The sequence below is a fragment of the Streptomyces zagrosensis genome, from assembly GCF_014203645.1.
Taxonomy (GTDB): Bacteria; Actinomycetota; Actinomycetes; order Streptomycetales; family Streptomycetaceae; genus Streptomyces; species Streptomyces zagrosensis.
In genome coordinates this window covers 497,149-513,944 of sequence record NZ_JACHJL010000004.1, presented here as the reverse complement: position 1 = coordinate 513,944, position 16,796 = coordinate 497,149, and the positions used below count along the sequence as shown (strand labels likewise).

Sequence of the window (16,796 nt, the reverse complement as noted above, 5' to 3'; positions counted from 1 at the left end):
AGGAGTCAGAGGACATGCAGACCAAGCTGGACGAAGCCAAGGCCGAGCTGCTCGAACGGGCCGCCCGGGTCGCTGAGCAGAGCCCTGCCCATACACAGCAACCGGAGCGGGGCCTCGACCCAGAAGCCCTTCATGCGTATCTCCAGCGCTACTACCTGCACACTGCGCCCGAGGATCTCAGTGGCCGCGACCCGGTCGATGTCTTCGGCGCCGCGCTCTCCCACTACCGTCTTGCGCAGACGCGTCCACAGGGCACCGCCAACGTCCGGGTGCACACGCCCACCGTCGAGGAGAACGGCTGGACCTGTAGCCACTCGGTGGTTGAGGTCGTAACGGACGATATGCCGTTTTTGGTGGACTCTGTCACGAATGAACTGTCTCGCCAGGGGCGCGGCATTCATGTCGTCATCCACCCGCAGGTCGTGGTCCGCCGTGATGTGACCGGCAGGCTGCTTGAGGTGCTGGGTTCGTACCGCGCTGCGCAGGGCATCACGCTTGCCACCGGGCCGAACGTCGTGGGTGGGACCGCCGCCGGCATGGCCGCCGCCACCGTCGTCAACGCCGGTGACCTGCCGCACGACGCGGTCACCGAATCATGGATTCACGTCGAGATCGACCGCGAGACCGACCGCGAAGACCTCAAGCAGATGACCTCCGACCTGCGACGCGTCCTGTCCGACGTGCGCGAGGCCGTCGAGGACTGGACCAAGATGCGGGACTCCGCGCTGCGCATCGCCGATGAGCTGCCCGCCGAGCCGACCGCCAACGACCTGCGCGAACAGGAGGTGGAGGAGGCCCAGGAGCTGTTGCGCTGGCTTGCCGCGGACCACTTCACGTTCTTGGGCTACCGCGAGTACGAGTTGACGGCCCAACCAGGCGAGGGCGGCGACGAAGAGGACGTCCTCACCGCTGTCCCCGGCACCGGGCTTGGCATCCTGCGCTCCGATCCGACACACACCGCCGATGGTCACCACGCCGCGCCCGGAGACGGTCGCCCCGGCTCGCCCTCCTTCAACCGGCTGCCGGCCGACGCCCGCGCCAAGGCCCGCGAGCACAAGTTGCTCATCCTCACCAAGGCCAACAGCCGCGCCACCGTGCACCGCCCCTCCTACCTGGACTATGTCGGTGTCAAGAAGTTCGACGCGGCTGGCAACGTCGTGGGCGAGCGCCGCTTCCTGGGCCTGTTCTCCTCCGCCGCGTACACCGAATCGGTGCGCCGGGTGCCGGTGATCCGCCGCAAGGTCGCCGAGGTGCTGTCCGGTGCGGGCTTCACTCCGCACAGCCACGACGGCCGCGACCTGCTCCAGATTCTGGAGACCTACCCGCGCGACGAGCTGTTCCAGACACCCGTTGACCAGCTCCGTTCCATCGCCACCTCGGTGCTCTACCTGCAAGAGCGGCGCAAGCTGCGGCTGTTCCTGCGGCAGGACGAGTACGGCCGCTACTACTCGGCCATCGTCTACCTGCCGCGCGATCGCTACACCACCGGCGTACGGCTGCGGCTGATCGACATCCTCAAGGAGGAACTGGGCGGCACCAGCGTTGACTTCACCGCCTGGAACACCGAGTCGGTGCTCTCCCGGCTGCACTTCGTCATCCGCGTCGCGCCCGGCGCCACGCTGGTCAATCTGACCGATACCGATGCCGACCGCATCGAGGCCCGGCTGGTGGAGGCCGCTCGGTCGTGGGCCGATGGCTTCGGCGAGGCGCTGAGCGCCGAGGTCGGCGAGGAGCACGCCGCCGAACTGCTGCGCCAGTACGCCAACGCCTTCCCCGAGGGCTACAAGGCCGACCACACGCCGCGCGCCGCCGTCTCCGACCTTCAGCACCTGGAGCGGCTGACCGCGCCGGGCGGCGAGCGGGAGTTCGCGCTCAGCCTGTACGAGCCGGTCGGCGCGCGCCCTGGTGAGCGCCGCTTCAAGATCTACCGCAGCGGTGGCCAGGTCTCGCTCTCCGCCGTGCTGCCCGTACTTCAGCGGCTCGGCGTGGAGGTGGTCGATGAGCGCCCGTACGAGCTGCGGTGCGCCGATCGGACCACCGCCTGGATCTACGACTTCGGGCTGCGGATGCCCGAGCGGATCGAGGGCGACGACGCCCGCGAGCGCTTCCAGCACGCGTTCGCCGCCGTGTGGACCGGCCAGGCCGAGAACGACAACTTCAACGAGTTGGTGCTCAGCGCCGGACTCGACTGGCGGCAGGCGATGGTGCTCCGCGCCTACGCCAAGTATTTGCGGCAGGCGGGGTCCACTTTCAGCCAGTCGTACATGGAGGACACCCTCCGCAACAACGTGCACACCACCCGGCTGCTCGTGAACCTCTTCGAGGCTCGGATGTCGCCGGCGCGGCAGCGAGCAGGCAACGAGCTCACCGACGCCCTGCTCGAAGAGCTGGAGGCCGCGCTCGACCAGGTCGCCAGCCTGGACGAGGACCGCATCCTGCGCGCGTTCCTCACCCTCATCAAGGCGACGCTGCGGACGAATCACTTCCAGAGCGCCAGCGGCGGAAGCGAAAGAGGAAGTCAGAGCGCCAGCGGCGGAAGCGAAAGAGGAGGTCAGAGCGCCAGCGGCGGAAGCGAAAGAGGAGGTCAGAGCGGCGGAAGCGGGAGCGGAAGCCACAAGAGTGATTCCGGTCAGCCGCACAGCTACCTCTCCATCAAGCTCGACCCGCAGGCCATCCCTGACCTGCCCGCGCCGCGCCCCGCTTACGAGGTCTGGGTGTACTCCCCCCGCGTGGAGGGCGTGCACCTGCGGTTCGGCAAGGTCGCTCGCGGTGGGCTGCGTTGGTCCGACCGGCGTGAGGACTTCCGTACCGAGATCCTCGGCCTGGTCAAGGCGCAGATGGTGAAGAACACCGTCATCGTGCCCGTGGGCGCCAAGGGCGGCTTCGTTGGCAAGCGGCTGCCCGACCCGTCGGTGGATCGTGACGCGTGGTTGGCCGAGGGAATCGCCTGCTACAAGATCTTCATCTCCGGGCTGCTCGACATCACCGACAACCTCGTCGGTGGACAGGTCGTCCACCCCGAGGGCGTCGTCCGGCACGACGAGGACGACACCTACCTCGTGGTCGCCGCCGACAAGGGCACCGCGACGTTCTCCGACATCGCCAACGAGGTCGCCGTCGACTACGGCTTCTGGCTCGGCGACGCCTTCGCGTCCGGTGGCTCTGCCGGGTACGACCACAAGGGCATGGGCATCACCGCGCGGGGTGCCTGGGAGTCGGTCAAGCGGCACTTCCGCGAGCTGGGCCACGACACCCAGAGCGAGGACTTCACGGTCGTCGGCGTCGGGGACATGTCGGGTGACGTGTTCGGCAACGGCATGCTGCTCAGCGAGCACATTCGGCTGGTGGCCGCGTTCGACCACCGGCACATCTTCCTCGACCCGAACCCGGACGCGGCCGTCTCGTACGCCGAGCGCCGCCGGCTGTACGAGCTGCCCCGCTCCTCGTGGGCCGACTACAACACCAAGCTGCTCTCCGCGGGCGGTGGCATCCACCCGCGCAGCGCCAAGTCCATTCCGATCAACGCCCAGGTGCGGGCGGCGCTCGGCATCCCCAAGGGCGTCGCCAAGCTGACTCCGGCCGAGCTGATGAAGGCCATCTTGCAGGCGCCGGTGGACCTGCTGTGGAACGGCGGCATCGGCACGTACGTGAAATCCGCCGTCGAATCGCAGGCCGATGTCGGCGACAAGGCGAACGACGCGATCCGGGTGGACGGCCAGGACCTCCAGGTCAAGGTCGTCGGCGAGGGCGGCAACCTGGGCCTGACCCAGCTCGGCCGCATCGAGTTCGCCCGCTTTGGCGGGTCGCGTGACGCCGAGGGGCAGGCCACCGGCGGCCGGATCAACACCGACGCCATCGACAACAGCGCCGGCGTGGACACCTCGGACCACGAGGTCAACATCAAGATCCTGCTCAACGCGGTGGTCGCGGACGGCGATATGACCGTCAAGCAGCGCAACAAGCTGCTCGCGGAGATGACCGACGAGATCGGCACGCTGGTGTTGCGGAACAACTACGCGCAGAACACCGCCCTGGGCAACGCCGTAGCGCAGGCGCCCAGCCTGCTCCACGCGCACCAGCGGTTCATGCGCCGCCTCTCCCGCGAGGGCCAGCTCGACCGGCAGTTGGAGTTCCTACCGACCGACCGGCAGATCCGTGAGCGGCTCGCCGCCTCGCGTGGCCTCACCCAGCCCGAACTGGCCGTGATCCTCGCGTACATCAAGATCACGGTGGCCCATGAGCTGATCGCCACCGACCTACCGGACGACCCCTACCTCCAGCGGTTGCTGCACGCCTACTTCCCGCAGCCGCTGCGCGAGCGCTTCGCCGAGCAGATCGACGCGCACGCGCTGCGCCGCGAGATCGTCACCACCGTGCTGGTCAACGACACCGTCAACACCGGTGGTTCGACCTTCCTGCACCGGATGCGCGAGGAGACCGGCGCCTCAACCGAAGAGGTCGTACGCGCCCAGACCGCGGGTCGCGAGATCTTCGGGCTCGCCGGGGTGTGGGACGAGGTCGAGGCGCTGGACAACGTGGTGGCCGCCGATGTACAAACCCGCATCCGGCTGCACTCGCGCCGACTGGTGGAGCGCGGTACCCGCTGGCTGCTCAACAATCGGCCGCAGCCGCTGGAACTGGCGGAGACCATCGACTTCTTCAGCGAGCGGGTCGCCACGGTGTGGGCCGCGCTGCCGAAGCTGCTGCGCGGCGCGGACCTGGAGTGGTACCAACGGATCAAGGAGGAGTTGACGCAGACCGGCGTGCCGGACGAACTGGCTTCGCGGGTGGCGAGCTTCTCGTCCGCATTCCCGACGCTGGACATCGTCGCCATCGCGGACCGCACCGGCAAGGACCCGCTGGCCGTCGCCGAGGTCTACTACGACGTCGCCGACCGGTTGCGGATCAGCCAGCTCATGGACCGGATCATCGAACTGCCGCGCTCCGACCGGTGGCAGTCCATGGCCCGCGCATCCATCCGTGAGGACCTGTACGCGGCACACGCCGCGCTCACCTCCGACATCCTCTCGGTGGGCGACGGCGCCTCCACGCCCGAGCAGCGGTTCACGGCGTGGGAGGAGAAGAACGCGGCGCTGCTCGGTCGCGCTCGTACCACGCTGGAGGAAATCCAGAGTTCGGACGCGTTCGACCTGGCCAACCTGTCGGTGGCCATGCGCACCATGCGTACGCTGCTGCGCTCACACAGCTGAGCGGAAGCGGTCCCCGCAGGGGCCGCACGCGACATGCTGCGTAGGGGTGGCATGCAACACGCTGCCAACGCAGGGGCGGTGGTACGGGATTTCCGTACCACCGCCCCTGCGGGCGTATGAGGGGTCACGCGACGGTGGGCAGCCTGCCGGTCTCTCACCGGGCGCGTTTCCTGCGCGCCCGCGCGCAGCGGACCGTGCTCCGCGCCGGGGAGCCGTTCCCCAGCGCCGAGCACGAGGCGCTCAGGATTCGGGCCGGTCGGCGATGAACGAGGCCAGGTCGAGCCGCGCGATCCGAGCCTGGTCGGCCAGGATGTCGATGCGGGTCACCTGGCCGTCCCTGACGGTGAAGCTCAGCAGCGAACGCGGCTTACCGTCCACCAGCGAGAGCACGCCCGCCGCCCCGTTGACCAGGACCGGCACCGATGCCGATGCCGACGCGTGCCGCGCGAAGGTGAGCGCCTGCCCGGCGACCGCCGCCGAACCATGGATCTCGCGCGAGGTGCCCACGGGCACGGCGCCGGAGTCCACCCGGAGCACGATGTCCGGGGCGAGCAGCGAGATCAGGGCATCGAAGTCGCCGCCGCGTGCGGCGGCGAGGAACGCATCCACCACCGCACGCTGACGCGGGAGGTCCGTTTCGGGCAGCGGTTCCGTGCCGCGCACCCGGCGGCGCGCCCGGCTCGCGAGCTGCCGTGCGGCGGCGGGCGTACGATCCACGAGGGGCGCGATCTCGTCGAACGGCACCGCGAACATGTCGTGCAGGACGAACGCGAGCCGCTCGACCGGGGCCAGCGTGTCGAGTACGACGAGGAGAGCGAGCCCTACCGCGTCGGCCAGCAGCGCCTCGTGCTCGGGGTCGATGCCGTCCGTGGCGTCCACCACCGGGTCGGGAATCCGCCCGTCCAACGGCTGTTCGCGCCGCGACGTACGCGTACGCAGCATGTCGAGGCAGACCCGAGCGACGACCGTCGTCAGCCATCCGCTCAGATTCTCGACCTCGCCTGCGTCGGAGCGCTGGAGCCGTAGCCAGGCCTCTTGTACGGCGTCCTCCGACTCGTTGAGCGAGCCGAGCATGCGGTAGGCCACTGCCCGCAACCGGGGCCGATCGGCCTCGAATCGTTGGGCCAGCCATTCACGTTCGTCCATCGGTCACATTCTCCTGTCGCGTTCCGTCATCACCATGACGGAACGCGCATGCCATGTGTGACACGGGGTCGCGATGAGCTGGGAGGAGCGACCTGGTAGCGGGGCCCTTGGGCGGCGCGGCCGGGGTTTTCGCTGCATGGCCAAGGCAGCCCGGCCGACCGGGGCCGCGCACCGGCTGGGACCGCCCGCTAGGACTGCCGAAACACCTGCTGCAAGAACGTCTCAAGGTTGCGGATCGTACGGGCGATCTGCTCCTCAAGCGTCAGCGACTCCTCGAAGCGCTGTGCCATCTCCAGCTTCTTCTTCCCCCGGACGTACAGCGAACAGGCCAGGTCAGCACATATGTACGCACCCACCGTATTGCCCTGCCGCCCGGCCGCACCCGCCTTGCGCGCGGCCAGCAACGCGACCCCGGAACCCGGGTGAGATGTCAGGCACATGGTGCAGATGTTCGTCTTGGTCAGGCTCTTGCGAGGGCCCTGGGGGACCCGCAAGGTGATGCCGGTGAGCTTGTCCTCGTACGGCATGACGAGATAGCTCCGATCCGGCGCTCCCGGATCGCGCCACCCCAGGAAGTCCAGGTCCGACCAGGGCTGCTCGGCCAGGTTCCGGGGCAGGTTGATCCTGCTGGCCTCCCCCTTGGAACAGTTGACGAAGGACGCCCGAATCTCTTTCTCACCGACCGCAAACATGAGCGCGAAGCTAACAGCGTTCCGGGCGCGTTGTCGCATAATTTACGCCGAATATGGTGTGGTCGAACCGCGCTGAGCTGCGACGACGCCCTTCGCGCCGCGCGGTCGCGCCGCTTGCGGCGCGGTCGCATGCCGTGCCCCGCCGGCCCGCGGGACGTGGCGCAGTCAGGGAGCGGCGGGGCAACGGGCCCGGTCGGCCGAGCGAACCCGTCCACCGCTGCGAACTGCCTCACCGCCCCGCCATGGTGCCGGCCGCTACTTCACCGCCCCCGCCATGACGCCGGAGACGAACTGTTTCTGGAAGGCGAAGAAGACGGCCAACGGAATGATCATCGAGACGAAGGCGCCCGGGCCCAGCACGTCGATGTTGTTGCTGAACTGGCGTGCCTGCTGCTGGAGGGCGACCGTGATGGGCGGGTCGCCGCTGTCGGCGAAGATCAGAGCCACCAGCATGTCGTTCCACACCCACAGGAACTGGAAGATCGCCAGGGAAGCGATGGCCGGGCCCGCCAGCGGCAGCACGACGCGAAAGAACAGCCGCAGCTCGCCCGCACCGTCGAGACGGGCCGCCTCCAAGAGCTCGCGGGGGATCTCCGAGAAGAAGTTGTGCAGCAAGAACACGGCGAACGGCAGCCCGAAAGCGGTGTGGAAGAGGATCACGCCCGTGGTGGTCTGGAAGATGCCGATCTCGCCGAACAGCTTGGAGACCGGAATCAGCGCCACCTGCACCGGCACCACGAGCAGCCCCACCACCAGCAGGAACCACCAGTCACGGCCGGGGAAGTCCATACAGGCGAAGGCATAGCCGGCCAGCGCGCCGATGAGGACGACCAGAGCCGTGGCCGGAACGGTGATCAGGACGGTGGTGAACAGCGAGTCGGTGACCACCTCGTTGTTCAAGAGCTGGTCATAGCCGTCCACGGTGAGCTGCGACGGATGCGAGAAGACCTGCCACCACCCGGACAGATCTGCCTCGGCGGGGTCACGTAGCGAGGACAGCAGCAACCCTGCGGTGGGCGTGAGCCAGAACAGCGCGATGACGACGAGGAAGATCCGCATCCCCACGCCCCCCGCCCGGGCCGCGATCCGGGTGGCGAGCGACTGTTTGGCCCGTACGACGGTTTCCGTACTGGTCATCGACGGCGCTCCCTTCGAATGCGGCGGATATTGACGTACATCAACGGCAGCACCAGGAGCAGCAGGAAGACGGCGATGGCGCTGCCGACGCCCTGGTTGACATCGGTGCCGAAGGACGACTTGTAGAGCTGGAGGGCCAACACGTTGGCCTCGTCCTGGCTGGCGCCCGGCGCGATGATGTACACGAGGTCGAAGATCTTCAACACATTGATCATCAGAGTGACCAGGACGACCCCGAGCACCGGGCCCAGCAGCGGCACCGTCACCCGCCGGAAGACCTGCCACTCGTTCGCGCCGTCCACCCGTGCGGCCTCCAGGAGTTCGCGCGGCAGTCCGGCCAGACCGGCCGCGATGAGCACCATCGCAAAGCCTGCCCACATCCAGATGTACGAGCCGATGATGGCCGGGGTGACCAGCGTGGGACCGAGCCAGTCCGCACCGTTGTACGGAGCGTCGAAGTTGGAGCCCGGCAGTCGTAGCGTGGCGCCGTCAGCCGCGCCGGACAGCGTGAAGGTGCCGTCGCCGCGGGTCTTCGCGCTCGCCACCACCTTGTTGCCCTTGACCGCCCTCACCTCGATGTCGGCGAGCCCCTCTTCGCCCGCGTCGATCTGGTTCGGGGTGCCCTTGCCGCCCCGGGTGAAGTCGCGCCACACGGTGCCGGTGACCTTGCCGTCCTGCGGGTCCGCGGCTGCCGCGTGCTGGGCCCCGCCGATCTGGTCGCGCGGTATGCCGACCAGCGGGATGCGCACCGGGCTGCCGGCGCGCAGCGTCCTCGGGTCGCTGATGGTGCCATCCCCGGACTCCGTCAGCGGCGACTGCCGCCCGGGATTGGCCCGCTCGAACGGCGCGGGCTCGACGAACGTGTCGTGCACGCTCACCCACATCGCGTTGGCCACACCCCGGTCCGGGTCCTGCTCGTACACCAGCCGGAAGATGATCCCCGCGGCGAGCATGGAGATCGCCATCGGCATGAAGATCACCAACTTGAACGCGGTGCCCCAGCGGATGCGTTCGGTCAACACGGCGAAGATCAACCCGAGCGCGGTGGCCAACAGCGGCGCGACCACGATCCAGATGACGTTGTTGGTGACGGCTTGTTGGATCGCGTCGTCCGTGAACATCTCCTGGAAGTTGTCCAGGCCGACGAACTTCTTGTCCGCCGCGTTGTAGAAGCTACGCCGCAGCGAGTAGACGATCGGATACACGACGAGCGCACCGAGCAGCACCAGCGCCGGCAGCAAGAACAGCGCCGCCAGCCAGGGGTTGCTGCCCGTCACCCGGCGCCGCACGGCTATCCGCCGGCCGCTGGTACGGCCGCTGTGGGTGCGTCGGTTGCCGGCGCGCCCGCCGTTGGTGCGTCCATTGTCGGTACGTCCGTTGCCGGTGCGTTCGCCGTTCGTACGCTCGGTGCTGGTCGTTTCGCCCTCGTCGTTAGGCGTGGGTGTGGCGTCCGAGGTGTCCTCGGCGCCTGTGCTGTCGGCAGGGCTGCCCGTCGTCGCTTCGTCGGCGTCCGCGGGGGTTTTCTCGTGTGGCGAGCGGCGCGGGCCCGGCTGGGCAGCGCCACCCGCTGGCGGGGTCGGCATGGTGTGAGTCCCTTGGCCGGATCAGTCCGTGAACGCCTTGGCGGCGTCCTTCTCCAACTGGCGTTGAATGCCCGAGATGTCCTTCGGGTTCTTCAGGAAGTCCTGGAGCGCCTTCCACTCGCCCTGTGCGGGCTTGCCGCCGAACGACGCGGGGGCCTGGTCGGACATGTCGAAGCGGAAGTCGTCCCCCGCGTCCACCAGCGCCTTGGCGATGTCCCGCAGCTCGGCGTTGGGGTAGGTGCCCAGATCGAGCTTGGTGTTCGCGGAGATCAGCCCGCCCTCGCGGGCCCAGATGGCCGCGGCGTCAGGCGAGGCCAGGAACGTCAGGAGCGCCTGGGCCGCCTTGCTGTTCTTGAGCGCAACGGCGACGTCGCCCCCGGTCACCACCGGCGGCTTGGCCCCCACGGCCGGGAACGGGAACACCTTCGCGTCCTTGCCCAACTCGGCGCCCGCGTCGGCGACGTTGGCGGCCACGAAGTCGGCCTCGAAGACCATCGCCGCGCTCGGCTCACCACCCGCGAAGGTCTTGGTGACCGACTGCGGGAACTCCGTACGCAGCGCGCCCTCGTTGCCGCCCGTCAGTAGGTCCTGGTCGCCGAACAACTCGGCCAGCGTCGTGAGCGCCTGGGTCACCGAGGGATCGGTCCACTTGATCTGGTGCTCGGACAGCTTGTCGTACATCTTGGGCCCGGCTTGTGAGAGGTAGATGTTCTCGAACCAGTCCGTCAGCGTCCAACCGTCCGCGCCGCCGACCGATACGGGCTCCACACCCGAGTCCGACACCAGCCGCGCCTGCTCGATCAGGCCCTTCCAGGTGGTTGGCTCCTTGGCCCCGGCGTAGTCGAAGGCGCGGGTGTTGTACCAGATGAGGGACTTGTTGCTGGCCTTGAAGTAGACCCCGTACGGCGTCCCCTCGTACGAGCCGAGGTCCTGCCAACCGCGCGAGAAGTTCTTCCTCAGCTCGGCCTGTCCGGCCTCGCTCATCGGCTTGATCCACTTTTTATCCGCGAACTCCCGCAGTACGCCCACCTGTTGAAGCATCGCGATGTCCGGTGGCTGCCCGCCCGCGACCTTCGACCCCACGAAGGTAGACATGTCATCGCCGCTGGGCACGAAGGAGACCTTGGCTCCGGTGCGCTTCTCGAACTCCTTCAGCACCTTGACGAAGTTGTCCTGCTCCGTACCCGTCCATACGGCGGTGACCTGGAGCTCCTGGCCAGAAAGGCGGGGGAGGTCTACCGTCTGCGGAATCGGTGCGGCGTTCTCGCCGTCCCTGTCGTCGTTGTTGCAGCCGGCCGCGGCGACCGCGACGACCAGCGTGGTCGCCAGCACCAGCGCGCGGCGCGTCACCCGCCGTGCCCCTTGGATACGTCCCATGGGCGCAGTGTTCGTGGTGCGCGCCGCCCTGTGCGCGGCGCATTCGTCACCAACTGCCGTGCGTTGTCGGCGCCGTGGTGCGTAACGTGGTGATCGCATCTCGCCGTCCCTCCCGTGCCCGGTGTATGCCCGGTGTGCCCGGCCCCCGCGGACGGCCGCGCCGTACGTCATCACACTCCGGTCGTACGGCCGTGCCCCGTGCGGACAGTCCTACGCCCGGTCACCGTGGGCCGCAATACATGCAGCAACGCCAGGTGACTGATCGTGATAGTGCCGTGATCTTCTATGTCCGCCGTGCCCCATACGCCCAGCTCTCCTGCTGACCAGGGGGCTTGGTATGCCCTCTGCCGCTGGTGAGGCTCTGGGAAACGACAGATGCGGGGGTGCGTGCAGTTGCCTACTGGCGCGCGGTGGTTGACATGGCGATGCCTCCCTCGGCGGGGCTTGCGGTGGCGGGCCTGGTCTTGGTTCTGGTTCTGGTTCTGGGCCCGTCTGGGTTCTGGTCCTGGTTGTGAACCGCAACGGAGGCGGTGCCGAGCGGCGGGGGCAGGCTGGCAGCAGAGCTGAGCCCAGCGGCGAGGCTCATCAGCGGCGAGGCTCAGGTCGGCAGTACGGCTCAGATCAGGGGCGGGTTCGGTATGGCTCCGGTGGACTGGGCCGCGCGCTGGAGGGCACTGGCCAAGAGGGCCAAGTCTGTTGGGCCGTTGCCCAGTTCGCGGACGGGTCGGCGGGTCGGCGGGTCGCCCATGCGCTCCCAGTCCAGCGGGACCACGGTAGGCCGGGCCGTCGCTGTGCGGGGGATGCGGCCGGTGACCCGACCCGCCTGGAACGGTGTTGCCCCGCCGTCGTCGGGTCGCTTCAGCAGCCCCCGGCCAGGGGTGAGCGGGCCCTCTATCGCCCGGTGGGCGCTGCCCGATGGCTGCTCCAGGATGACCCGTAGTCCGGCGCGTTCGACCGCGACGGTGTCCGCGGTGCGATCTGGCCGGCCGGAGGCCGCGATCAGGTGCACACCCAGCCGTGCGCCGTCTCGGGCCACCGCCTCCAGTGCGCGCACCACCGACCCGGCCGATGGCCGTCCCGTACTACCGAGTGCCGGGGCCACCAGGGCGTCGAAGTCATCAACGAGGACCACGAGGCGGGGCATCTCGGTCGATCCATACGGGTCCTGCTGTCCCGCGCCGGAAGGCTGTTGCCCCGCGCCCGGCGCCAAGCGCGCCGCAGCGGCGCCCCCGGCCTCGCCGCCCGCAGGTGCCCCGGCGCCGCCTCGGCTCCCGCCGCCGTGCGCGCGGAGCTTGAGGGTGCCACTGGCGGCACTCTCCAGATACCCGTCCGCCGGGTATCCCCCGCTGGGCCGACCGCCGGCGCCCTGGGGGAGGCCCGGCCCGCCCCACGCGCCGGGGGCCAGCGCGGCCGGGTCGCCCGCGGTGGCGTCCGATGGCCGTCGTGGCGTGCTGACCTGCGCCGAGCTGCTGTGTCCCGCATGCCAGGCGAGGAAGTCGTCGCGCCCCAAGATTTCGGCCCGGCGTTTGAGCTCGGAACTGAGCGCCTGTGCGAACTCCCGCATCCGGACCGGGTCGGATGCGGCCAGGTACGTCGAGACGTGCGGCAACTCCGTACAGGGGCGCAGCCCCTCGCCGCGCTCCGCGCCGCTGCCGTCGATCAGCACCAACGACATCCGGTCGGGGCGCTCGGCGGCGGCGAGCGAGGCGGCGATCGAGCGCAGCAACTCGGTCTTTCCGGTGCTCGGCGCGCCGTCGATGAGCAGGTGCGGGCCGTCTGCCGCGAGGTCGATGGCCAGCGGGCCGCGCAGGCTCGCACCGAGCACGGCCAGCGCCCGTCCGCCGTGCGTTCCCTCGTCCGCCGCGGCAGCCCAACGGGCCATGAGGGACGCGGGCGTGGCCCGCGCCAGGCCGAGCTCATCCAGCAGGCGCGCGCTGTCAGGGAGTGGCGTTGCGACCCGGGTGGGGCCGGCACCGTCCGTATCGATGGGTCGCAGTGGCGCGAGCGCACGCGCGAACCGCTCCGCCCACGCCACCGATACCGCGTCCACGGTCGCGGTGCTCACCACGCTGCCGGCGCTGCCCGTGCCGGCCGTACTGGAGCCGGTCGTTGTGGAACTGGTCGTCGTCACGTTGGTAGGGGCGTGGTCGGTCGGAGTGGAGCCGCCCGAGCCGGACCCGGCCGCTGCGGCGGGGCCGACACCGGTCCCGTACGAAGTGCTGCCGGTCGCTGCGTGGGCCGAGGCAGCAGCCGTCGTCCCGTACCCGGTGGACTGGTGCGATTCATGCGGTCCATGCGCGGAGCTGCCCCCCGAGTCCGAGCCACGCGCTCCGCCGGTCGCCGCACCGCCGCCTTGGCCACCGAGGCCCGAGCCGCGCTGCACAGGCAGGCCGTGCGCCTCGAACCAGTCGCTGCTGGGAGCCCCGGGCTGCGGTGCGAGTGGCTGGGTTGTTGGTACGTGAGCGCGCCCGGGGTCGCCATCCCAACCCCGATGCAGCACCTTCACCTCAGTCGCAACGTCACCGCTGAGCAGCGCGACAACGCCACACTCCGCGATCAGTGAGGACGCCGAGCGGGCCGCCTCGTAACTGGCCGACAGCGGAGCGGCGGAGGCGGCGGGTGGTGCGTCGGCCAAGCACAGCAGGTGGATGCCGGCTGCTGGCCCGCCCGCGGCGAGCCGGGCAACCCGCTCCCGCACCGAGCGCTGCCCGGGCTCACCGTCCACGATCACCACCGTGTGCGGCCCGGTGTGCTGCTTGGCCGCGGCGGCCACGGCCGATGGCGGCGCGGTGATCCAGCCGGGGCCAAGCGGGCCGTCGTCAAGGCGCCGGACCAACTCGCTGACGCGGGCGGTGGCCTGGTCCCGGTCGTACGCGAGCAGCAACCGGCAGTCCTGGCCGTGCGCCGGACGCACCTGCGGTAGCCAGCCGAGCCATGACCAGTCGGCGAGTCGGTCCTCGATGGGCCGGTGCCGATCGGCACTGATGAGGACGATCTCCAAAGCCGTGGGCGGATGCGCGGCGGCCAACTGGGCAATCACCGACCGCGCGAGCCCGGAAAGCCGCGCGCGCGGCCCGGCCAGGCCCAGCGCTCCCGCCTCCCGCAGGCTGATGGCGACCGGCGCGAAAACGGATGGCACGGCGACCGGCCCACCGGGCGTGCCGGCCCCGCCGGACGCACCCGGCGCATTGCTGCGCGCCGCGGACGGGCGAACCTGGGGCGCCGGCGAACCAGGCGCGGCCGTCGTCGCGAGGGCGGCCAACGGCTGATTGGCCGTGCCGAGCCGGACCACGAGGGCGTCCGGATGATCAGGGGTGCGCTCCCAGAGCCGCAGGTCGGGGCCGAGCGCGGTCAGGAGTACGGCGGCTGGGTCGGGCCAGCGCTGGTCGAGCTCGCTGGCCGCCTCGATCGCCGCCCGCGCGATCTCCGCCGGGTCCGCGGCCCAGTCGCCGTCCGGCGCCGTGCGCTCGGCGGTACGGCCACCACCGGCGAGCCGCCGCGCCCAGGCGCCCAGGCTGTTGCGCCGGCGCTCGACACGCGGCGCGTGCACATCACCGGCGTGCGTCGGGGCGTCGGAGTCGCTGCCCGTACCGATATCTGCGCCGCTGCCACCGTTGTCATACCGTCCGTGAGCCCCGGCGCCATCGGTGGGGCGAGCCCCGGGCCGACCGCCGCTCTGGTCGCCGTAGCCGGGGGGAATGGATCGGGCATAGCCGCCGGCCCCCGGCTCGTGCCCGACTGCGTCTGTGCCGTCGGGCATGCCGCCCACCACGGGGCCCGCATCCCGGGGCCCGGCTCCGCCCCGGCCCGCGCCGTGCCGTGGGGCTATGCCCGGCCCGGAGCCGTGGGCCGGCCCCGCTCCCTGGTCTGGATGCGCGCCGTACCCCGCGCCCACTCCTTGACCCGCGGTGTACCCCGCGCCGCCCGTCGCATGATGCCGTTCCGTGCCGTGGCCGACGTCTGCGTGCTGGCCGGGGCCGTACCCGCCGCTCGCCCCGTACCCGGTGGACGGCCCGTCCGCGCGGTGTCCGCCGGCGCCGTCTGCTGCGTCGAGTGCCCGGCCGCCAGGTGCGACGCGGACATGGCCCTCGCCATCCGGATGCGTGGCGAGCGCCGCGGGGCCGGGCGCGCCACCTTGGCTGCCGTGACCGGCGTGGCTGCCGTGACCGCCGGTGGCCGCGTACCCACCGGGGCCCGCGGGTCCGGTGGGCACGGTGTGCCCGCCACGCCCCGCGTACGCCTGCGGCTGCGCGTCCGGCGTGCCACCGCGCGGCGGGGCGTGCAGGCGCAGCGTCGATTCACCGATGCGCAGCAGTGCGCCCGGCGGCAGGGGGACTGGCTGGCTGCCGATGGGGATGCCATCGAGCTCCGTGCCGTTGGTGGAGCCGAGATCGGCCACGGTGACCTGGCCGTCGTCGGAGACGGTGACCGCACAATGCGCGCGGGAGACGTCCGGGTCGTCCAGCGGCACATCGGCGTTGGCGGAGCGGCCGATTCGCGCCTGCCCGCCGTGCAGCAGATGGACACCGCCCGCGTCGGGGCCAGCGACCACATGTAGCCGCGCTGGGGCGTCGGAACACAGAGTGGGGTAGGGGTGGGGTTGTTCATCGGCGGCGGCCGGCGCCTGGAGCGAGAGCACCGCGCCGTCCACGAGCGGCGGCTCGCCCAACGCGCGGCGCCGCGCGTCCAGCCGTTCCGCACCTGCGTACACCACGACGGCACCACTGCCCATGTCGGCGCCTGCCGCTGCGACGGCCGCCGCGAGGCCGCTCGTCACCGAGGCCAGGGCCGTGCCCACGGGCGCCGTCACGAGGACATCGCAGGCGGGCGCCTGATGCCCGGGAAGGCCGCTATGCGGCCCGAGGACGGTCAGCCGAATTTGCATTGCCGCCAGCGGTCCCTTCTGCCCCGGATGCCCGGCAGGGAAGCTGTTCCCCCCACCGCCCCCAGGCGCGTCGGCACGTACAGGACACACATCACGGGCCCCCTCTCCCGCACCCCATGTGCTGTGTGCATCCTCGCATCCAGGACTGACAACGCGCCTGGCGAGTGCCGCTACGTGATCTTGATTGGCTCTCTAGTTGGCCAAAAGTGCCTGCTTGCAGCCGGTGGTGCTGACGCGGTAGCCGCTCTCCGCGCCGCCCCGCCACCGCCTGACCACAGGGCGCTCGGTGATGGTCACGCTCGGTGGCGGCACGCGGCCGGTGACAGTAGCTGGCTGGATCACATCATTGCGGCCCGCGGCTCACGCCTTCGACGGGCGGTTCCGAAGCCGGTTTCGATACGGGCGAGCCAGGGCCCCGATGCTCGATGCGGGCGCACAGGCGTGCAGGCGCACAGGCGTGCAGAGCAGTGGGCGCACGGGCGTGCCGAATGAGCGTGCAAGGGGGGGAAGGGGCGTAAAGGGCGGGAAGGGTGTGCGGCAAGGGCGTGCGGAGCAGGCGGGTAGGTCGGGCGCTCAACGCGGGCGTGAGGCGCAACGTACGCGAGGCGCAACGTCGCAAGACGCAACGTACGCATCGCACAGCGGACGCAGGCACAGAGACAGGCAATAGAGATAAGCCCCCCGCATGCGCGGGCGCCGGCCGCTGCCCAAGCGCTGGTAGCACCAGGCGGATGTCGGGCGGGACAAGGCAATCATCTGGCCGGAT

Annotated in this window: 7 protein-coding genes; 1 reads left to right on the top strand and 6 read right to left on the bottom strand. The window is 70.3% G+C overall.

Annotation, left to right across the window (positions count from 1 at the left end):
- Positions 1 to 14 precede the first annotated feature (14 nt).
- Positions 15 to 5,210: an NAD-glutamate dehydrogenase gene (locus tag FHS42_RS36900; protein WP_246494470.1), complete on the top strand. Its 5,196-nt coding sequence runs from the start codon at positions 15 to 17 to the stop codon at positions 5,208 to 5,210.
- Between the two features lie 240 nt (positions 5,211 to 5,450).
- Here the strand turns inward: FHS42_RS36900 and FHS42_RS11190 are convergent, their stop codons facing one another.
- The 6 genes from FHS42_RS11190 to FHS42_RS11165 form a co-directional block, all read right to left on the bottom strand.
- Complete coding sequence (locus tag FHS42_RS11190) at positions 5,451 to 6,356, bottom strand: sigma-70 family RNA polymerase sigma factor (protein ID WP_184571544.1); 906 nt, start codon at positions 6,354 to 6,356, stop codon at positions 5,451 to 5,453.
- A 188-nt stretch (positions 6,357 to 6,544) separates the two neighbouring features.
- Positions 6,545 to 7,048 (bottom strand): FBP domain-containing protein, encoded by a 504-nt coding sequence (locus FHS42_RS11185; RefSeq protein WP_184571542.1) that lies wholly within the window; start codon positions 7,046 to 7,048, stop codon positions 6,545 to 6,547.
- A 255-nt stretch (positions 7,049 to 7,303) separates the two neighbouring features.
- A complete protein-coding gene (locus tag FHS42_RS11180; RefSeq protein ID WP_184571540.1) occupies positions 7,304 to 8,185 on the bottom strand; it encodes a carbohydrate ABC transporter permease in 882 nt (293 codons plus the stop codon).
- Positions 8,182 to 9,462 (bottom strand): carbohydrate ABC transporter permease, encoded by a 1,281-nt coding sequence (locus FHS42_RS11175; protein ID WP_376772568.1) that lies wholly within the window; start codon positions 9,460 to 9,462, stop codon positions 8,182 to 8,184. Before FHS42_RS11175 ends, FHS42_RS11180 begins: the two co-directional genes overlap by 4 nt.
- Positions 9,463 to 9,789: 327 nt before the next feature.
- Positions 9,790 to 11,145, bottom strand: a complete 1,356-nt coding sequence (locus FHS42_RS11170; protein ID WP_184571536.1) for an ABC transporter substrate-binding protein — start codon at positions 11,143 to 11,145, stop codon at positions 9,790 to 9,792.
- Between the two features lie 616 nt (positions 11,146 to 11,761).
- Entirely contained in the window at positions 11,762 to 16,030 is a 4,269-nt protein-coding gene (locus FHS42_RS11165) for an FtsK/SpoIIIE domain-containing protein (protein WP_184571534.1), read from the bottom strand.
- Between the last annotated feature and the right edge of the window lie 766 nt (positions 16,031 to 16,796).